The sequence below is a fragment of the Butyrivibrio sp. AE2032 genome, from assembly GCF_000702965.1.
On the sequence record NZ_JNLF01000005.1, the window covers coordinates 616,269 to 635,457 of the forward strand.

Annotated in this window: 17 protein-coding genes; 7 read left to right on the plus strand and 10 right to left on the minus strand. The window is 47.8% G+C overall.

The genetic code is table 11. The features are described 5' to 3' along the window. Positions 1 to 28: 28 nt before the first annotated feature. The 5 genes from BO18_RS20390 to BO18_RS20410 all read right to left on the minus strand — a co-directional run bounded on the left by BO18_RS20390 (position 29) and on the right by BO18_RS20410 (position 3,709). Positions 29 to 1,090 carry a radical SAM/SPASM domain-containing protein gene (locus BO18_RS20390; protein ID WP_034449244.1) on the minus strand — a complete coding sequence of 354 codons (1,062 nt, stop codon included), beginning with the start codon at positions 1,088 to 1,090 and terminating at the stop codon, positions 29 to 31. A 45-nt stretch (positions 1,091 to 1,135) separates the two neighbouring features. Continuing rightward, a complete protein-coding gene (locus BO18_RS20395) occupies positions 1,136 to 1,474 on the minus strand; it encodes a hypothetical protein (protein WP_034449245.1) in 339 nt (112 codons plus the stop codon). A 133-nt stretch (positions 1,475 to 1,607) separates the two neighbouring features. Next, positions 1,608 to 2,483, minus strand: coding sequence for an NAD-dependent epimerase/dehydratase family protein (locus BO18_RS20400; RefSeq protein WP_034449247.1), 876 nt, complete (start codon positions 2,481 to 2,483; stop codon positions 1,608 to 1,610). 67 nt (positions 2,484 to 2,550) lie between these two features. Then, positions 2,551 to 3,123, minus strand: a complete 573-nt coding sequence (locus tag BO18_RS20405; protein ID WP_034449249.1) for a GNAT family N-acetyltransferase — start codon at positions 3,121 to 3,123, stop codon at positions 2,551 to 2,553. A 121-nt stretch (positions 3,124 to 3,244) separates the two neighbouring features. Beyond that, on the minus strand, positions 3,245 to 3,709 hold the full coding sequence (locus BO18_RS20410; protein ID WP_034449251.1) for a hypothetical protein: 465 nt from the start codon (positions 3,707 to 3,709) through the stop codon (positions 3,245 to 3,247). Positions 3,710 to 3,868: 159 nt separating this feature from the next. On the opposite strand from BO18_RS20410, the gene BO18_RS20415 reads away from it, so the two are divergent. Together BO18_RS20415 and BO18_RS20420 are read left to right on the plus strand one after the other, a co-directional pair. Beyond that, positions 3,869 to 5,923 carry a M13 family metallopeptidase gene (locus BO18_RS20415; protein ID WP_034449252.1) on the plus strand — a complete coding sequence of 685 codons (2,055 nt, stop codon included), beginning with the start codon at positions 3,869 to 3,871 and terminating at the stop codon, positions 5,921 to 5,923. A 13-nt stretch (positions 5,924 to 5,936) separates the two neighbouring features. Beyond that, on the plus strand, positions 5,937 to 6,752 hold the full coding sequence (locus tag BO18_RS20420; RefSeq protein WP_034449254.1) for an ABC transporter permease: 816 nt from the start codon (positions 5,937 to 5,939) through the stop codon (positions 6,750 to 6,752). A 44-nt stretch (positions 6,753 to 6,796) separates the two neighbouring features. Here the strand turns inward: BO18_RS20420 and BO18_RS20425 are convergent, their stop codons facing one another. Next, entirely contained in the window at positions 6,797 to 7,957 is a 1,161-nt protein-coding gene (locus BO18_RS20425; protein WP_034449256.1) for an acyltransferase family protein, read from the minus strand. Positions 7,958 to 8,218: 261 nt separating this feature from the next. Between BO18_RS20425 and BO18_RS34040 the strand changes: the two genes are divergently transcribed. After that, positions 8,219 to 8,950, plus strand: a complete 732-nt coding sequence (locus BO18_RS34040; RefSeq protein WP_066738392.1) for a hypothetical protein — start codon at positions 8,219 to 8,221, stop codon at positions 8,948 to 8,950. Between the two features lie 66 nt (positions 8,951 to 9,016). On the opposite strand, the gene BO18_RS33235 is transcribed toward BO18_RS34040, so the two are convergent. Then, positions 9,017 to 9,541 carry an HNH endonuclease gene (locus BO18_RS33235; RefSeq protein WP_051689006.1) on the minus strand — a complete coding sequence of 175 codons (525 nt, stop codon included), beginning with the start codon at positions 9,539 to 9,541 and terminating at the stop codon, positions 9,017 to 9,019. 305 nt (positions 9,542 to 9,846) lie between these two features. Here BO18_RS33235 and BO18_RS20440 point away from each other — a divergent pair, with 305 nt between their 5' ends. Continuing rightward, the gene (locus tag BO18_RS20440) at positions 9,847 to 11,715 is read left to right on the plus strand and encodes a VTT domain-containing protein (protein WP_034449258.1); all 1,869 of its coding nucleotides are present in this window, start codon (positions 9,847 to 9,849) and stop codon (positions 11,713 to 11,715) included. Between the two features lie 143 nt (positions 11,716 to 11,858). Here the strand turns inward: BO18_RS20440 and BO18_RS20445 are convergent, their stop codons facing one another. Beyond that, entirely contained in the window at positions 11,859 to 13,469 is a 1,611-nt protein-coding gene (locus tag BO18_RS20445) for an ATP-binding protein (protein WP_034449260.1), read from the minus strand. Between the two features lie 645 nt (positions 13,470 to 14,114). Between BO18_RS20445 and BO18_RS20450 the strand changes: the two genes are divergently transcribed. Both BO18_RS20450 and BO18_RS20455 read left to right on the plus strand, forming a co-directional pair. Further along, a complete protein-coding gene (locus tag BO18_RS20450) occupies positions 14,115 to 15,341 on the plus strand; it encodes a hypothetical protein (protein ID WP_034449262.1) in 1,227 nt (408 codons plus the stop codon). A 3-nt stretch (positions 15,342 to 15,344) separates the two neighbouring features. Further along, positions 15,345 to 15,626, plus strand: coding sequence for a hypothetical protein (locus BO18_RS20455; RefSeq protein ID WP_034449263.1), 282 nt, complete (start codon positions 15,345 to 15,347; stop codon positions 15,624 to 15,626). Between the two features lie 48 nt (positions 15,627 to 15,674). Here the strand turns inward: BO18_RS20455 and BO18_RS20460 are convergent, their stop codons facing one another. Beyond that, a complete protein-coding gene (locus BO18_RS20460) occupies positions 15,675 to 16,343 on the minus strand; it encodes a hypothetical protein (RefSeq protein ID WP_034449265.1) in 669 nt (222 codons plus the stop codon). A gap of 4 nt (positions 16,344 to 16,347) precedes the next feature. Beyond that, positions 16,348 to 17,193: a hypothetical protein gene (locus BO18_RS20465; RefSeq protein ID WP_034449267.1), complete on the minus strand. Its 846-nt coding sequence runs from the start codon at positions 17,191 to 17,193 to the stop codon at positions 16,348 to 16,350. Between the two features lie 188 nt (positions 17,194 to 17,381). Between BO18_RS20465 and BO18_RS20470 the strand changes: the two genes are divergently transcribed. Further along, positions 17,382 to 18,980 (plus strand): vWA domain-containing protein, encoded by a 1,599-nt coding sequence (locus tag BO18_RS20470; RefSeq protein ID WP_051689007.1) that lies wholly within the window; start codon positions 17,382 to 17,384, stop codon positions 18,978 to 18,980. Positions 18,981 to 19,189: the final 209 nt, after the last annotated feature.

A 19,189-nucleotide genomic window follows, 5' to 3' on the forward strand; every position in this document is an offset into this window, starting at 1 on the left:
TTTGGGATCAAAAACTTAAATGAGGTGATCAGCCGAATACTTTCGCAAATCTTTCAGGATCCAGCTGATAGAGTTCTTCACCCAGAGCATCGCTAACTTCAATAAGCATGCGTTCGTATGTGCACTGCAGGGGCGATACCTTATTCTCGTCTCCGGTGTTCATCCTGTTGGCGCATCCGCAGGAATTCGTGCAGCGCTTGACGAGTGCGCAGTCCTTACAGGTTTCCGGAGTAGAAGATCTTTTAGCGATCTCGATAACCTTTTCTTCGTTTATGCCCTCGAAAACATTACCCAGCAGATAATACTCGTCTCCGATGAACGATGTGCACGGATAAAGACTGCCGTCAGGGGTTACAGGCATCTGTCTGACACCCAGGTGACAGCGCTCAGCAGGATTCTTATCCCTGATGCATTCGCCGATCTTCGAAAAGATGGGGCCGACATAGATCTTATCGTCATTGATGAATAATTCCTTAATGTATCTGCAGGTCTCTTCCAGCTGCAGCCTCAACGCGTCAAGATCATCGTCAGTCCAGTTGACTTTGCTTCCATATGCGATGACAAATGAGAGGTGCTTAAATCCGAGTTCATGAAGATACTTGACCGAATCAGCGTAATACGGGACTGCCTGCGGCGCGATAGTAGCGAGAGCCGAAGCTTCAGGCATGTATCTTAAGAGCAGTTTTGCTTTCTCTTCAACGACAGAAGATGTGGGCTTTCCTCCAGCAAAGATCCTGCAGATATCCTGTGCCTTGCCGTCGAAAGAGAGCCCTATGCCCATGTTTGCTTTTACGGCACGCTCTAAGAATTCCTCATCCAGAAGCGAACCGTTAGTAGTCATCTTACAGTCAAAGATGATACCTGTCTTTCGGGACTTTTCCCCGCAATAATCCAATGCCTTAAAGATGAGATCCTTTTTGAGCAAAGGCTCTCCGCCAAAGAAACAGAGGCCCGCGCGTTGTCCTTTCGAGAAGGCCAGATCGCAGGCCGCAAAGAGGACATCCTCGGTCATGTCCTTAGGGCATTTTTCACGGATGCAGTAAGTGCAGTCCATGTTGCAGTTTTCTGTCAGATGAAGTGTCAGATTCATAAATCAATTATATATTATCTGATTTTATATCCGGAGTGATCAGTATTAACCCGGATCGAATTCGACTCCGCCATCGAGGATTACTTTGTCGTCTTCCTGAAATTTATCGATCAGCTTTATTTCTGAAGGAACCGGTGTTGTTTTGACCGTAGGGACTGTTTCGTCTGCGTCCGGCTTGCAATACGTTTTCTCTGACTCCATATCATCCGGCGCCACTTCGCCTGCCAGTTGGACTTCTTCGGTTGGCTCTGTAACAACCTGAATGTCTCCTGCATAATCCACGGGATTGCCGCCGCAGCCGGTAACTGCCATTGCCGTAAGAGCTGCCGCAATACCTACGGCGTAAAGTGGCTTCCTGTAATCCTTGGTCTGTACGATCTTCATTTCGATGTCCTCCATTTTTACGTTTCTATCCTATAAACAGATGAGAAAGTTAAAATGTTGCACTCTTTTGAAAGAAATTTTCGCCCGATCCACGCAGTTTTTACCCAGTATCGCCGGAAATTATGAAAAACGCTTATAATCCTGCACTGACAAAACCGATATAGTAATCCAGCAATTCATAGATCCAATCGTCAAGCGATGAGAAACTGAAACCAAGCGATTCCGCCTTATCCGTATTTATACTGTATTCAGGCTCACCGTTATATGGGGCTTTATCGCCTCCATCACTCAAGACCGCTTTCGCGCCCGTTTTCTTTTCGACATAATCCAGTATATTCCTTACGGATATGGTCCCGCGGGATGAACCGTTCACCGCGCCGCAGATGTCTTTTTCCACCAGGAATGACATGAACTTCCCCGCCTCATCCGACCTGATAAATCCCATCTGGCAGTCAGAATCGTCGATGTACATCGGGATCTTTTTCATAACATGCTCAACATAGAACAAAAGCCTTTTCGTATAATCGTCTTTGCCTATGACAAAAGGATATCTGACCGCGGTCCAGTTCCTGTCCGGATACTCCTGCCACAACGCATATTCGGCATGTCTTTTGATGACGTCGTACGGGAAATCGGGCCTGTCGCACCAAATGAGATCTCCTGCCTGGCCGTCAAAATCATCTTCCCTTGTATCGGGGTGTTTCGGATCATAAACGGCAGTGCTGGACATGTAGATGTATCTGCCGAAATCTCCCGCTTCCATTATCGATCTGATGTCATTGGAACAGTAGGCGATCTTGTCGATGATGACATCGTAATGCCTGCCGGAGACTGCTTCTCTCACACTTGCGGGATCGGTCCTTTCAAAACAGATCCTGGAGACCCTGTCACAGAATCCGTCCGGAGTTCTTCCGCGTGTCGCAACGGTAACGTTATGGCCTTTATCCAGAAGGTCATTTACCATGTGTATCCCGAAAAATCTCGTGCCGCCGAGAACCAGTATATCCATATATCCTCCGCCTGATTTCCTTTCAAAAACAAATTATAACCTTACAAAGAGCGTCTTTTCGAAAAGATCACAGGTCGAGATACCAGATAAACTGAACCTCATCTTCCAGTCCCGGTTCGGAGCTGTAGGCATGCATGTCGACTCTGGACAGCTGCGCTCCCTGCTTCTTATAGAATCTGCAGGCCGGAACATTGTCGTTCTGGCATTCGATTATCATCAGCTTATATCCGCCGGCTCTTGCATTCTGAATTCCCATATCCAGGAGTCTTTGGCCGATCCCCGTATGTTTATATTCATCAGCTATGCGGATGTCCCATAACACGCAGGCGTCTTTCCTTCCGGCGAGCATGTAAAGTCTTTCGGTGGTACCTGCGACGGTCATGGCTCCCACCGGGAGCTCGCCGTCAAAAGCCATATAGAATCTCCAGGTTGAGATATCGAACATCTCTTCATATTCCATGGCGCGTTCATAGACGCTCAGGTCTTTGACTCTCGGTGTAACCGGCACTTCCTCAAAGATCATACCTCCGAGACCGCCGTCGATCCTGCTGACGCGGTATTCGGACCTGATATCCACATTCTGTGAAACTTTGTCATATTCCGGAAAGAACGATCTGTCCACTTCCCTGATATCGATCATGATACTGTCCCCCATATTTCTGTTCTACAAAATACAGAATTACTATATCATCAAGTTCTGTATTGATGAACTTCATTGATGAACTTCTTATTTAAAGAAACAGGATCAAAACGGGCAGTTATCAGCTCTCCGAGATCAGATTAAGATCGTCATTAAGTCTGCCGACGATAACCCTGTCTCCGGGATTGTATTCCTTCTTTCCGATAAGAGGATGAGCATTATGCTCCTCAAGTCCGCGGATCTTGTATCCGCTGTCAGTCTTGCCGACCACTTCGCCCCAAAGGAACTCATAGTCCTCTTTCTTGATGGCTTTTGCCGTAGCAAATATGTTATAGACTGCAAATGCAGGGAAAAAGATACAGAAGAGTCCTAAAACACTGAATACGAACAGTCTCAGGAAATAGATCAGCAGGCACATGACCGCGATAACTATCGCACTTACTATTATCGATACGGGAAGAAGTTTCCAGGATGAGCTCCTGCATTTTTTCAGAAACTCGTCTCTGATCTCGTCACTTACCGCTGCGGGAGTAAGATACTGTTTGCCGATCGCGTCTTTTACCGTAAATTTTACATCTGAAGCCATAAGATCCTCCTGGCCGCTGTTCTTGTTCCGGGCCGTTAGAGATTAAACCTCAGAAGTACAGATATGTCAATGAACGTCTTTGCAAACTGCGGAAAAGGATAACAGAAACTCGTGTGTTATAATCTGCGAGGTGATTTTTATAAAGGATCGGTGAAGATCATGAATACTATTCCAAAGAAACTCGTAAGCCTTTTCGTGACCGGCGCGCTATGCCTGTCCTTTGCATCCTGTTCCGCTTCGGAAAAGACCGGCAAGGATGCCTGGATCGCTTCCGATCTTTTGGACAACCAAGCTCTTGTCGGAAACACCAGACTGCAGGATGATTACGCGTCTGCGGTAAATGCCGACTGGATAATGAACCACACATACGATCCCAAGGGACCGAACGGTTCTTCCGACGATTCAAAGCTCAACGTTGACATACAGAAAAGAGCTCTTCTCGACGACACTTCAAAGACAAGCAAAAATCTTGAACTGGCAAGAGCATACGACGGTCTCTTTTCGGACTGGGATTACAGGGACAGTTTAGGTGTCGAACCGCTGAGAAAATACTTAAATTTCATCGATGACATAAAGACACTGGATGATGCAAAGAGCTATATGCTCGACAACTCGAAGAACCCTTTCGCGGTATCGCTGGTAAGTCTCTCCGCATCAAAGAACGACGGAGCTGACGACCATGAATGCCTGAACATAAAGCAGCCCGAGTATTCGCTCGGAAGCCCGACCGAATATTATTCGATCAGTGACAAGGGTCTTCAGGAAAGAGACAGGACCAAGAGCACGGTAAATTACCTTATGGAAAGGCTGGGCTATACCGACAAGCAGGCAAACACTCTCTTAAAAGAATGTTTCGCTTTTGAGACCAAACTCGCCGACATCAATCCGCAGGAAATAAAATACGAAGACTACGAACTGGTCATAACAAAGGACGAGGTGCTGGGCAGGGCCGGAAACTACCCGCTTAACGACATGTTCGATCACTACGGTCTTGGCGGCGCGCTGCGCTATCATGCAGATCTTGATTATCTAAGCGGCCTGGACAGTGTGTTCACTGAAAAGAATCTCGAAGGCATCAAAGCCTACTTCAAGGTAAGGCTCATGGTGAATTCGCTCTGCCTTCTTGATGAGGAGACATTCACTTTCTACAGAGAAATGCAGGTGGACAGGATGAACCCCTTCGGCGAGATAAGCGAAGGACGCCAGGACAGATACCTGTTCCACGTTCTCGGCGAATGCAGCCTCAACGGAGCAATGGAGCAGGCATATCTCGACGAATATTTCGATGAGGAAGTATATCAGGATCTGTCCAATATCTCCGAAATGCTCCTCGACGAATACAGGGAGATAATAAACAGCAAGGACTGGCTCTCTGATGAGAACAAGGCAAGACTTAACGAAAAGCTCGACAACATGGTCGTTCTTATCATGAAGCCTTCGAACACCGCCGATTACGGTGACATGACTCTCTTGACCAAAACCGAGGGCGGCACTCTGCTCGATGCTTATTCCAAGATCAACGAATTCGGGATCAGTCATCTGGCTGATGTTACGGAAAGAGAATTCGACAGGGCTTACTGGGATATCTACAGCACCGACAATCCGACCACAAGCATCGGATCGGCATATGCGCCCTGGCTCAACATTCTGTTTATCAACATCGGCATCCTCGCGGGCAGCAACATCTATTCAAAAGACATGACACTGGAGCAGAAGCTCGGCTCCATCGGCATGATAATAGGTCACGAGATGACGCACGCATTTGATTCGCGCGGCGTGAACTATGACAGCGAAGGGAATTACAAGCCCATCATCGAAGGCGACGACATGAGCACCTTCAACCTGATGTCCGACAAGGTAACCGCTTACTACGCCGGCTATACGCCTTTTGAAGGATCAGGCTCCTATCAGTTTGACAACACGCTGAGCGGCGAAGCGATCGCAGACATGGGCTCCATCAGATGTGCGCTCAACATCGCAAAGCAAATCGACGGCTTCGATTACGATCAGTTCTTCAGGAGTTTTGCGACCATGTGGCGAAACATGGACACAAAAGGCGATATCGTCTGGAGGATCAGAGAAGACGACCACCCATTAGCATACCTGAGGATAAACGTCACCGTTCAGCAGTTCGATGAATTCTATGAGACATACGGCGTCAAACCGGGAGACAACATGTATCTTGCCCCCGAAGACAGGATCGCCATCTGGTAAGGAGGAAGAAGATATGAGAGACATCATCAGAGACGATCTTAAAAGGATCTTCGGACTTAAGAGATTTTGGATAATGTGCGCGCTGCTCTTCGCGGGATTTATCGCATGGAGCATAAGCACGAAGATAACTTTCTGGAACGATCTCATGTATGTGGTCAAGGTCCAGAGATACATGCTGTATTTCTTCAATTTCGGTACACTTGTGACCGTATTGCTCAGCCAGCACAGAAAGAAGTTCACAAAGAACAACATCGCATTTGCAGGTGATCACGGCGGTTCGAGAGTAAAAGTCGCATTGGGCAAGTGGATCACGGGTATTGGTCTGATCTTTGTTTTTTATGCAGCACTTGCAATACTCGTCCTTTTCATGGGGCTCATCCTCGGCGCGCACAACAGCGGCGATCAGATCGGCGTCATGATGCTCTCCATCCTGATGAGTTCCATATCCACCATGGGAAGCTACGCCCTCTGCCTGATGTTCCAGTTCCTCACGGCATTCCCTGCCCTGTCACTGGTTCTTGCGTCAATTACGGTTGAGATCCTCCCCATCCTCGCGGACAGATGGGGCTTTGCCATGATCCCCGAGACCATGGCCGCATATAATCTGCTCATGTTCGGACAGACAAGGGCTGCCTTTTCGGGCTTCCTTCTCGGCATGCCGAGATTCGGATTTATTCTCCTGTTCCTCATCTACACAGCCATAGGCGTACTCTTGTCGATGCTGATATTCAAGCTTAAGCGCGAAAAGAAACCCAGGAAGAAAAAGGGGCAGGATGCAGCTGAAGAAGAAATCGGACAGGATGTCTGTGCATCGGCTGAAGTCAACTGATATCAGATCATAACAATATCCAAAGAGCAGCTTAAGATCTTTCCTTAAGCTGCTTTTGTTTTATTCCCTCCGGCTGTTTTCTTTAACGGAGATGTTATCAGGTCATAGAACCGTTTAATCCCAAGCGGACCAAGTATGCCTGCGATAACATAAATGATCTTTACGTTATTGCTGATTTCCCAAAAGTAGAATACGGATTCCTTAAACACCTCCACATTAAAATATGGAAGCTCCGTTATGTATTCGGAAATGAGCATCAGTATGCAGTTTAAGACATTGAAGAACAGGAAGTGGAATCCCATTATCCAAAAAGTGTTGCAGGACATATAGTTGACGAACCTGCTCTCATAAAAAGGCTTTCCTGTCAGGTCTGTCAGCGTCAGCCAGAAGAGGATTCCGACCACCGAAGACACAAGCGGTGTTACGACATAAGGACTCGTAAATCCTGAAAGTCCGTTGATGCCGTCAAAAGCGACATCATATGCACTAGGCAGATACAGAGTCCTGATCATGTTGATGAGCAAAAGGCCGAACAGCAGAGCTATCTTCGCGCCGCCCGGAAGGCCATCGTGCTTCTTTTCCAAATGTTCTCTGTATATGATTCCCAGTTCTATGAACGGCAGGAAGAACAAGACCTTGAGAGGCAAAAGGAACCAGGATAACGATTCAGGATCTACTGTCTTCGCAAGGTATACAGCAAGGATATGAAGGCCGCAGAATATGCCGAGCATGACATAGCTGTTCCATATCTTACAGAGAAGTTTCTTAATGATCGCATATACCATCAGGAGAGCAAATAGAGTTATGACGAACCACATGGGTTCGGCCACGATGAAAGGTGAACCGACCGTTATCACTTTTTCCAGGACATACATCAGATAGCCCGAAGGATACGAAGGCATCTCCCCTGTCTTAAACCAATCTATGAGCCATTCAAGAACAAATACAGCCACCGATATTCCCGCATAAGGAAGCAGCAGTGTCTTCAGTTTCTTTAAGGTATAAGCGCCAAGTTTAGAGGATCCGTCTATCCTGTTGAAATACCCGGAGATAAATACGAACATGGGCATGAAGAACGAATTATACGGAATGAAATCTCCGAAAAGATTCAGCGCCGTAAACGTATGGTGATCGACTACCATGAAGATGCCAAGAGCCGACAGCACCATAAATTTCTTGTTTGTCTTATTCCGCTGCTCCGCCATTATCAACTGCTCTCCGGATCTTGTGACTTTTTTCAGGACCCCCGTCCCGGACACGGCAATTATAGCAGAAGATCTTTTTCTTTGCTTACAAGGGATGCATTTCCCAAACCGGCAACATTTTTCCGGCAGCTATTCAACACTGCAATATGCATGTGTCGCCTAACCGACAAAACACTCTCACATTACTGATTGTTCATGATATCCGCTGTCGTGATAATGGGGTCATCAAGCAAAAATACTCAATTACGGAGGAAACTGAAAATGAAGAACGCATTCGAAAAAATGGTAACTGTAGGACTTATCGGAACTGTGGCTCTCATGGTCTTTACGGCATGCAGCCTGCCCGTCAGAAAGGCAAAAGCAGGATCCGCTATCGTAATCTCAAATGAGAGATCAATAGAATCAAAGATCAAGGCAGAAAAAACAGGCGACTGGACACCCGCTGAAGATGCAACAGTAACGGAAGATCTCGAAAAGGTATTTGAGAAGGCAACCGAAGGACTTATGGGCGTCGATTACATCCCGGTATCTCATCTCGGAACCCAGCTCGTGGCCGGCATCAACCACTGCTTCTTAAGCAAGGCAACCGCAGTATATCCCGGAGCCGCACCCCATTACGCTCTCGTATACATCTATGAGAGATTCAACGGCGAATGTGAGGTCTTAAAGATCGAAGACATCACCCTTCCCGGCATGGAAAACACGGACAGCAAGCCCGTGCTCGGCGGATGGTCATTCGCGGAAGATCCTGAGGTCACGGCAGACATAGCTTCCATAGTATACAAGGCAGCAACAGCCAAGCTCGGCGCTTCTTATGAGGCAGTCTCATACATCGGATCACAGGCAGTCAATGGAACTTCACACGCTGTCCTCTGCAAGATAAGTCCGGTCGTCCCAGGCGCGGCAGTCAGATACGCATTGGTCTACATCAATGAAGCACCCGACGGATGCTGCTCCATAACAGACGTAACAGAGATCGTTATCTCCGCATGATAAACTCCACACTTCAAGATTACGGCGCCGGAATGATCCGGCGCCGTTTCTTTATGAAGTAAAATTTTAATCCCAGTCACCTTCATCCTGCAGATAACCGATCCCGTAATCGATCATGTCCCTGACTTCGTCGTTGGTCCTCCTGCCGCCCTTCTTGCGGTTGCACCGCCAGCAAAGGCACTGAAGATTATCTATATCCCTGCCGGTACCGCCCTGTGATACTGACCTTATGTGATCAGCTTCGAGCAGAAGATAGTCACCCAGCCCCGGACAGAAACTGTCCAGATAATCTTTTGATATGCCGCATATCTGACAGGTATAGTTATCACGTTCAAATACTTCATTTTTATCGGACACCCTGATACGCCGTCTTCTGGCTACCTCCATCTGCATCTGTTCCTGCCTGAAAATGCTTTTCTGCTGTCTTCTGTAACGGAATGCCACCGAGATAAGCACAACAAGAACAACGGCAAGAAGGATAGCCAGAGCTGCGACGGCAAATGACAAAGTGTCATGTGATACGCCATTCAGTCCGTCAGAAAACAGATCCTCTGATCCCAATATCCTGTTGATGTAAGAAAGCTTATGCATCCTCACCCTCCTCAATTGCCTGCAGCAAAAGCAATGGCACGCTATCCAAACTGATTATACAAAAAGACACCTTCCATTAATGGGACTTTCAACGGAAAAATGCAAGCACATAACAAGCAAGCAAATATTCTCAACATCATAGGAGCAGGTATCAGCAACACAAGAGTTGCTGTTCTGTTTTTCTGATATAATAATCGCTACCAAATAGAGAATGGTATAATTTTTTTGGCTTTCAGAGGTGTAAAGTACCCACTTTCATGTCAGGAGAGCCTATTATTAACTATTATTCGGGCAGGAAGTCATCAATGAAGAGCGGGACAACCAGAAAAAAACGCATTAGTGGTGAAGGCATCACCATTATTGTAATACTTGCCATCATTGTCCTGCTTTTCGCTTTCTTCCTGAAAGATATAATGCTGCCCCTGTTCCGCATGCAGATGAGCAATGACATTGACGGGGCAAGCGCGCTTCTGAAGAGCAAAGGCTACTTGGGCGGCATCAGCGTCATCCTTATCGAAGCACTGCAGATGATCATCATATTCGTATCCGCTGAGTTTATCCAGATCGCAAGCGGACTGAGCTACCCCATTTACCTCTCTCTGCCTTTGTGCGACATAGGCATCTGTTTAGGTGCCACTATAATCTTTCTTCTGGTACGTGTCTTTAATTTCAACAGTTCCACTTATGAGAAGAACCGCGGCATGATAGATAAGATCGCCTCCAATGCCAAGGACCGCAACATCGTGCTTTTGCTTTATCTTCTCTTCTTTATGCCTTTTATCCCTTTCGGCGCTATCTGTTACTACGGAGCCAGTACGAAGATCTCATACGGCAAATACATGCTTACCGTTTCCACGAGCGCCATTCCATCAGTGGTAGTATCTGTTCTTATCGGACAGGCCGGAAAATTATTCTTTACCAACAGCATCCCGCTCTGGCTTCTTGTCCTGATAGTAATAGGGCTCTCCGTCCTGCTCTTTGCACTGATCTATTGGTTTATGCACAAGTTCGTGTTAAAGGGTACTGACGGAACACCGGATTCACTCTTTTTCGATGTTTTCTTCATGGTCATCAAGCTGATCCAATTCGGAAAGAAAAAGCCGGCTGTGGAAGAAGATCTTCTGCTCGAAGCAGATCTGCCTTATCTGCTGCTTTCAAATCACGAGAGCTTTATGGATTTCTCACATCTTTACTATCTTTCCAACCACAAGAGTCCGGCCTTTGTCTATAACACTTACTACCGCACCAGCCCTTTATTCAAACTGATACAGAAGCATTGCGGATTCATACCCAAAAAGCTGATGACGGATGACCCGGATGCAAGGGCACGGATCGAAGAAATGATCAAAAAAGACTTCCCTGTCGTTATCTTTCCCGAAGACCGCATTTCACCGGACGGACGCTCAAACCCTATCGCTCTGAAAGATGGTGATTTCTACAAAAAGCTCGATGTTGACATCGTCCTCGTAAAGATCGACGGAGGCTATTATTCCCAACCTAAATGGCGCAGGAGAGCTTATTCATCCGATATCAAAGTCACGGTCAGACGTGTACTGAAGCGCGATGAGATAGCCTCCATGACCGTCGATGAACTCAATAAAGTCATTAAGGAGACGCTGTACAACGATGCATCGCTCTGCAACAATGTCACATACCGTCAAAATGGCAAAGCTAAAGGTCTTGAACGGATCCTTTACCGCTGCGCCGACTGCGGAGCTCTCTATAAAACGGTCGGTAAAGGAAACGAACTCAGGTGTCTGTCATGCGGTTCAGTCCATGTTCTGGACAACACATACCACTTCACGGATAAGATCCACTCCATTGCCGGTTATTATGATGCTATCCGCAGCCTTGAGGAGAAAGAGCTCGGTTCCCTTAGTCTGACGGCTGATGTCCGGATGACGGTTTTCTCCGATAAGCTGAAAACCATCAAACGCGATAACGGTAAATGTACCCTGGACAAAAACGGATTCAGATATAAGTCTTCTTCTGAAGAGTTTACTATCCCCCTCAGTGATATCCCCGCATTGGTATATTCATGCGGCAAGAGATTCGAGCTTTACCATAACGGCAAGCTGCATTTCTTCTATCCGAAGGAAGACACTGTCCAGGTCGCCCGCTGGGCTCTTATCGTTGATATCCTGAAAAGCAGTCAGAACAATTTGCCGTCCTGAACCCTGACGCTATCTGCCATTCATCCTCATACTCAACCTGTATTATCATCAGTCAATTCACTCTTACGCATAACAAACCACAAAAAAGAACTGCCTTCCTTTTCAGAAGACAGTTCTTTAAGAGATTATTTAAGCACAAAATCTTAGAGCGTCGGAGTATCGTTGTGCTGCGTTCTCGGGCTCTTGTTTACATGGATGAACATGTTGTGCAGGAGGTTGACGCTCGTGAGGATGACTTCACCCTGATTGAGCTTTCTGACGTGCTTGATCGCATAATCGTCGAGGTGGCTCTCTACTGCTCGGATCTCATCGTTGAGCATGAGTCTGTGAATGAGCATCGTACCTACCTGACCGAAGAGGATCGGAGATACGTCCTTCGGGTTCTGTGTTGTGAGGTAAAGGAAGATACCCTTCTTACGTCCTTCTCTTGCGAGGAGTGTGAGACCGCCGTGATATTCCTTGTCGGAGTATCTGGACTTAGCATATCTGTGAACCTCGTCGATGAAGAATACGAAAGGCATGATGTTGTCTCTGGACATTACGAAAGTACTTACGAGGTCGATGACCATTCCGCCGATACCTTCGGAAGCACCGAGTTGTGATGTGTCGATGTAAAGGCTTGCCTCAGGGAGATGAACGAACTCGTCGATGACTTCGAGGAGGTTGTACATTTCGGGATCATCGGAGAAGAACGAGAGGAATCTCGTGTTCGTCATCTGATACTGGATCTTCTGGATGAGGGAAGCATTCTGGTTTGCCTTGAGAGTATCGTAACGGTACTTGAAGTTGTAATTGTTGTCTCTGTCAGGCTCGCAGATGGACTCAGCCTGGATCTGCTCGGGAAGGAGCTCGATGTTGAACTCTGTGTCGTCCTTGCCTACCGAAGCGATGTTCTCCTGAACTTCCTCAATATCCTCACCAATCTTCTGATAATAAGAAGTGCTGCCGATCTTTCTCATGTAACGGAGAGATGTGATGGCTTCTGAGAGGACTGCGCCCTGGCTGCTGTTCTCTGTCTCGAAGAGCTTCTCCCACTGCTCCATGGAGATCTTTCCGGGAGATACGGTAGTGTCGACACCCAAAGTCAGCTTTGTGATCTCATCGTCGGAGAAAGCATTTCTGTACTCACCCGTAGGATCGATGATGAGAGCCTTACGGCCTGTGGATACGACCTTGTCGAGGATGGCGAGAGCAGTTGTGGACTTACCGCTGTTCGTAGCACCGATGCACATGAGGTGACGGTTGAACAGAGTACTCGGCTTGAGCGTAACGTCTGCTTCAGATCTGTTGAGGAATGTTGCGAACGGCGGGAGCGGTTCCTCATCAACGCTTGCGAATTCGAGTGAGCTAAGGAAAAGCTTATAGATCTCATCGGTTGCAAGATAGACTTTGTCAGTGATACCGAGAGTCTTGAAACCTGCAAGGTCGAACTTGTCACGGTCGGGAGCCATGAGAGCGATGGTATCGATCAGGATCTCCTGGTAATCGTTGCGGGTTTCCGACGACATCTCGAAGACATTTTTTCTGGAGGCCTTGTTCTCGAATACTTCTCCGAGGAATATACCTACGACCGAGTCGATTACAACATAGTAGTTGATCGTGTTCGGAAGAAAAGAGTTGTTGAATTTGCTTCTGTCTGCCATCAGAGAGAAGTTATCGATCTGGGCGGTACAGTTACTTCTGTATACCTGGGTAACTTTTCCGATGTAAAAATCTTGAGGATTTTTTCCTCCATACAGTGATTCAAGTGTCATGTGAAGCCTCCGGTTATTTTCTGAGTAGGCCGCGTTAAGGGTGACGGACCTTTTTTATTATAATTCGAGCGGGGACAAAAATGTAAAAATTTTTATAAAATTTTGGTCAGGTCACGATTTCGACAGAACGGTCCTCAAAAACGAACGGTGTCCAGGTCCCGGTCTCCCCATCGTAATCCTGAGTATATATATAGTTGTGAGTGACCAGAGGACCCGTGAGAGTTCCTTCCCGTGACGGAGTCTCCCGGACTTCAGAATGGAATGCAAGCTCCTTTTCGCAAAATCTAAATAAAGACCACAGTTTCCTTCGAATCAGATGACACATATTCCTTATCGAAATAAATAATCACATGCCCGCCCGAGTACTGCACGCTGCTGACGCCTGCGATGTTCACGGGACAGCACGAAAAGAGTTCCGCCGGAGCCTGAGAACATCCGGAGAACAATATGGCAACGCACATGAAACACAGTATGATCACTGCCGTCAAACGGGATCTTCTTTGAGATTTACGGTGACAGATCACGAGCGCGTCCTCCTTATACTTACAATGCAGTCAACCCAAAATATATGTTGCAGTTCCTTCCAAATGATATAATCTTATTCGGACCGTAAACGGTACGAAAAGGGTAATAAGGAGATAGATTATGATCACACAGTGCAGGAACTGTGCAGGGCAGCTGGTCTTTGACCCGGCTAAGCAGCTTTTGGTATGCGGTCATTGCGGAAGCACGTTTAAGCCCGAAGAATTCGATATTTCGGAAAAAGAAGAACTTTTGGACAAGAAAGCCGAATCGATGAACGACATCTACGGCATGGATTCTGATGAGTTCATGGACTGCTATGTCTACATCTGCAGCAGCTGCGGCGGCGAGGTAATGATCAACGGTTCGGAGGCTTCGACCAGATGCATCTACTGCGGAAACTCGACCGTTGTCTTCAGCAGGATCGCAAGACACAAGCGCCCGCAGGCGATAATTCCTTTCAAGGTTACAAAGGAAGAGGCCGTCATGATAGTTCGCGACCGCTTCAGAAAAGGGCTCTTCATTCCGAAGGAGATCAAGAACTTCAAGGCCGACAGCATAAGAGGCATTTACATCCCGTACTGGATCGTAAACTGCGATCACAAGGCATACGCAGTCATCCAGGGAACGGTCGGCAGCGGCAAGTCTTCAAAGACCGCCTACTTCGGGAGAGCCGGACGCATGAAGCTCAAGGCACTTCCTCTGGACGCTTCGAAGATGCTGTCAGATGAGAGCAGCTCAAGGCTCGAACCGTTCAATTTCCACGCCGCCAAGGAATTTGACGAGGATTATCTGCTCGGTTTCTATTCCAATGTCTCCGACATAGACTACGGGGATCTGAGGAGCGCCGCGTCACGCCGTGCCTCCGAATACTTCAACCAGCAGGCACTGGCAAGCGTAAAGAATGCAAGGTCCAAAAAGATAATAGCCTCTGACCATCTCACGACCATCGACTATAAGGAAATGACATATGCGATGCTCCCCGCATGGTTCATCACCTACGACTACCGGGGAAAGCACAACACGATAATCGTAAACGGACAGACAGGCAAGATAGTATGCGGAGTGCCGTGGAACAAGGTACTCTTCTATTCCCTGCTGATAGCAACCGGCATCGCTCTCACGATCGTCAGCTTCATTATCCTGAAGCCCTTTTTGGGAGCGGTCTTCGGCGATTCATCGCACAGGAGCTCTTCCTCAGACAGCAACGGAAAGGTCCTTGGTCTGCTGATCGGTTCTGCGATAGCAATGTTCTCGTTCGGCATCGCAAAGATCATGAAGGTCATCAAGAGCATCAACCTCACACAGGCCGGATCGATCTTCAACTTCGTAAAGAAGAGACAGGAGTAAGTTATGGATTTTCTTGCATTTGTTTTGGCTCTCGGTTTGGGATTCGGTCTCGCCTGCCTTATATTTGCTTCTCTGCTGGCCAAATCCAATGACATCGGAAACAGCATCGGCCAAGCGTCGCTCTATTCCGGCGATGTGGTCTTTGACCGTCGGGAGGACAGAATAAACAGAGACGCGAAAGAAACTTTCGGCCTGGGCTATATCCGTCCGGAAGACAGAAAACGCGATGAGCCGAGGTCGGATCTGAAGGTCGAACTGGAACGTAACAATGTTACAAATCCCTGAACGGCGCTGAAAACAGGACAATGGCCCTTATCTGACACACCATCACCCTTATCCGGCAGAAACAACCTCACTGTCAGTTTTAAGCAGGTCCGTAAGAACCTCTTTGAACTGCTTTTCGATGTCATCACGTTCTTTAGTGAGGACATCGAGTTCTGCTTTGATGCCGTTGATGGTAGATGCAGCCGTATTCTTTGAAAACTCGTCCACACCGGCCATATCCACGGTACAGAAGTCCCTGTTCCGTTCGTAACGCTCCTTCTTATTCGCGACGGGTCTGATCTCAAGGTCCTTTCTCCAGAGTTTTTCAAGGATATTGAGCATGACGGTGATCTTTTCAAGGTATCCGCGGTCCTTATCCCACGCATGGACCATGGCTTCATCCGCTTTCGCCCGGATGTTCTTCAGCCGGACCGCCGTCACGGCAGAAACATCTTCGGCATCTTTGAAGCTCTTCCATTTTGCCGCGCATAAGATCCGTCCCCTAAGCGCCTCCAGGTCGTACGAACAGCGCATGAGAACGCACCTGTACCAGACATCTGCCTCGTTAAACTCGCCGTCCGAAAGCGCCTTATTGGCTTTTGCCATGGCATTCTCATCGAAGATTATCGAACTGCCGAATGCCACGCCGCAATAATTGCATCTGTATATCTTGTTTTCCCTGTCGGGTACCAGCTCGGCTCCGCACTTGGTACAGATTATCCTGATATCGTTATCCATATCGTTATTCCTCCGTCTGTGCCATCTGCGGCCTGAAGACAGGTGTCTGGGCAACGCCTGCCGCCGGATCCATCGCCTGCAGTTCGCGGAACACCCTGTCATAGGCCTCTTCCGCCGCGGAAAGTCTCGCGTCAACGACTCTCTCATCATGGTGGATGTCCGCAAGGATCTCACTGTACTTTTCTTTCTGTTTCATCTCGATCAGGAAATAGTCGATTATCCTCACGAGCGCGATCGAACCGATGCATATGAGCGCACATATGATACCTAAGATGGGATCATTGAAGCAGAAAAGACATGCTGAGATCACCGCGCCGATGAAAAACAGGCCGGAGTATACGAGTGTGCGGGTATTCCGCTTCTGGCTCATATCCTGAAATGCCTTTTCTACGGCCTTCGGAAACCGTTCTCTCTCATCTTTTACCGTCAGGCACTCATCGGCAAGATCTGCTAGTTCGGTCATTTTATAAAAATACGCGGATCCCTCTTCCCCTGCACGCTCAGCCGTACCGGGCAAAGATTGCTTTATGCTCTCTAAGGAATCCCCTTTGACCTTGTAAGGAGTACTGAGACTGTTTATGGACGGAACACCGGCACCGCAGAGGAGCAGTCCCCTTAACGCTTCGACATCGTGAGGTTCGCTCTCGAGGACCGACTCAAACTTTTCCTTTGCGGCATTAAACTCCATCTGCTGCATGTTGACTGCGGCATCTGCGAGCAATTCTTTCCTGTGAAGTGAAACAACATCGAATGCGTTCCCGCAGAACGGGCATTCAAAGACTTTCTGTTTTCTGTCGACAATGAGCGCGCCCGCGCAGGTCGAACAGGTGTAACTTACCAATTCCCTCATTATCTATCCCCCATATAAGTTGCGAACGGTGTTTGCGCACAACATCTATATTATACGCTGAATGCCGCGATTAGTCATATTTTGGGCATCGTCAGATATTTTTCATGACTGCTGCAACATTTCCCTGACGGAATCTGTATTTAGGGTAACAGCGCGTCAAAAGCGCAGACACTTAAGGAGGTGTTTTTATGAAGAAAAAGGTATTTGCAGCTGTTATGGCAGGCGCAATGGCATTGACGGGAACAGCATGCTCAAGCGCTAAAGCAGCTTCGACAACGGTCGCCGCACACAACGGAACAGTGGCAAACGGCATGGATTCGTACATGTATTGCGAGACCACGACCTGCGGTGAATGGGAATACTCAGAAGCTGAAGACGGCGAGATCTATGGCAATGAGGATTTCAACACTGAGGAATACAACACCATCAAGGAAAACGGTTTTGTAAGTGTTGCACAGTCTCCCCTCTCGACATTCGCAGCTGATGTCGATACGGGTTCTTACTGCAATCTCAGAAGGATGATCAACGACGGGTGGGGGCTCGAGAACGTTGCATCATCTATAAGAACAGAAGAGATGATCAATTATTTCGATTACACAGTCGAGAATGAAGACGACGTATTCAGCGTTCAGTATTCTGTAGGCGATTGTCCGTGGAACAAGGACAATAAGCTCCTGGTACTGACGATGCAGGCAAACAGCGAGATCAACGTACCCAATGAAGGCAACAACTTCGTATTCCTCATCGACACATCAGGCTCGATGTCCAGCGATGACAAGCTAAAGCTTGCAGTCGAGAGCTTCAAGCTCCTGGCAGGAACATTGGGTCCCAAGGACAGGGTATCCATCGTTACATATTCCGGCTCCTCCGAGACCGTACTCGTAGGCTCCAACGACTATAAGAAGATCTGCAAGGCTCTCGACAAGCTCAAGGCAAACGGCGGAACGAACGGATCAGGCGGTATCAATGCGGCATATAAGTGCGCAGAAGAAAACTTCATCAAGAACGGCAACAACCGTGTCATCATCGCATCCGACGGAGACATGAACCTCGGAATTACGAGCCAGAGCGGTCTTGTCGACCTGATCAAGGAGAAGAAAGAGACAGGCGTATTCCTTACAGTATTAGGCTTCGGTTCAGGCAACTACAGCGATGCCAACATGGAATCAATAGCAGATGCAGGCAACGGCAACTACTTCTACATCGACTCCATCGAGGAGGCCGAAAGAGTCCTCTGCGAGAAGATGAAGCAGACAACGGTAACGGTAGCCAAGGACGTTAAGTTCCAGCTCGAATTCAACCCCGCGGAAGTAGCTGAATACAGACAGATCGGCTATGAGAACAGACAGATGTCCGCAAGAGACTTCAGCGACGATACAAAGGACGGCGGCGAGATCGGTGCAGGTGCACAGGTTACGGTATGCTATGAGCTCGTTCTCACAGGCTCGGGCAACGGCGAAGACGGCGGACTCAAGTATCAGGATACGGTCCTTTCCGATAATGCAGGCTCCGGCGAACTCTGCACGGTATCCGTAAGATACAAGGCTCCCGATGAGGATGAGAGCACTCTTATCGAGTATCCTCTCAAGGACAACGGAATCAGCAACAAAGAAGACTTTAACTTCATCTGCGGCGTCATCGAGGCTTCGATGGTAATAAGAGACAGCGAGTACAAGGGCAATTCAACATACGATACGGCTTACCAGCTCGCATTCTCCGGCAGCGACAACAACAAGTACAGAGAAGATTTTTGCAAGCTCCTCGTAAAGCTCGGCGCAGACGGCTGATAAACAGAAAAACATAAGCTATACGGCTCCTGTAACAGACCGCCCCGGAAGTGTTTTGCACCCGGGGCGGTATTAGTTTCCGGGCATTTCAGGAGCGTGGATCTTTTCTTGATTTTATCAGGACGTTTTTGAAATCTATCCTATTATCAAGGTCTGAATAAATACTGTATACTTAAACCCAGATAACAGGTCAGGCATGTGCGCGATCT

Coding starts and splice junctions, on each gene's coding strand:
- BO18_RS20400 (WP_034449247.1), bottom strand. CDS start 2,483: ATGGATATACTGGTTCTCGGCGGCACGAGATTTTTCGGGATACACATG.
- BO18_RS33235 (WP_051689006.1), bottom strand. CDS start 9,541: ATGCATAAGCTTTCTTACATCAACAGGATATTGGGATCAGAGGATCTG.
- BO18_RS34040 (WP_066738392.1), top strand. CDS start 8,219: ATGAAGAACGCATTCGAAAAAATGGTAACTGTAGGACTTATCGGAACT.
- BO18_RS20425 (WP_034449256.1), bottom strand. CDS start 7,957: ATGGCGGAGCAGCGGAATAAGACAAACAAGAAATTTATGGTGCTGTCG.
- BO18_RS20390 (WP_034449244.1), bottom strand. CDS start 1,090: ATGAATCTGACACTTCATCTGACAGAAAACTGCAACATGGACTGCACT.
- BO18_RS20465 (WP_034449267.1), bottom strand. CDS start 17,193: ATGAGGGAATTGGTAAGTTACACCTGTTCGACCTGCGCGGGCGCGCTC.
- BO18_RS20410 (WP_034449251.1), bottom strand. CDS start 3,709: ATGGCTTCAGATGTAAAATTTACGGTAAAAGACGCGATCGGCAAACAG.
- BO18_RS20415 (WP_034449252.1), top strand. CDS start 3,869: ATGAATACTATTCCAAAGAAACTCGTAAGCCTTTTCGTGACCGGCGCG.
- BO18_RS20470 (WP_051689007.1), top strand. CDS start 17,382: ATGAAGAAAAAGGTATTTGCAGCTGTTATGGCAGGCGCAATGGCATTG.
- BO18_RS20405 (WP_034449249.1), bottom strand. CDS start 3,123: ATGATCGATATCAGGGAAGTGGACAGATCGTTCTTTCCGGAATATGAC.
- BO18_RS20440 (WP_034449258.1), top strand. CDS start 9,847: ATGAAGAGCGGGACAACCAGAAAAAAACGCATTAGTGGTGAAGGCATC.
- BO18_RS20395 (WP_034449245.1), bottom strand. CDS start 1,474: ATGAAGATCGTACAGACCAAGGATTACAGGAAGCCACTTTACGCCGTA.
- BO18_RS20445 (WP_034449260.1), bottom strand. CDS start 13,469: ATGACACTTGAATCACTGTATGGAGGAAAAAATCCTCAAGATTTTTAC.
- BO18_RS20455 (WP_034449263.1), top strand. CDS start 15,345: ATGGATTTTCTTGCATTTGTTTTGGCTCTCGGTTTGGGATTCGGTCTC.
- BO18_RS20460 (WP_034449265.1), bottom strand. CDS start 16,343: ATGGATAACGATATCAGGATAATCTGTACCAAGTGCGGAGCCGAGCTG.
- BO18_RS20450 (WP_034449262.1), top strand. CDS start 14,115: ATGATCACACAGTGCAGGAACTGTGCAGGGCAGCTGGTCTTTGACCCG.
- BO18_RS20420 (WP_034449254.1), top strand. CDS start 5,937: ATGAGAGACATCATCAGAGACGATCTTAAAAGGATCTTCGGACTTAAG.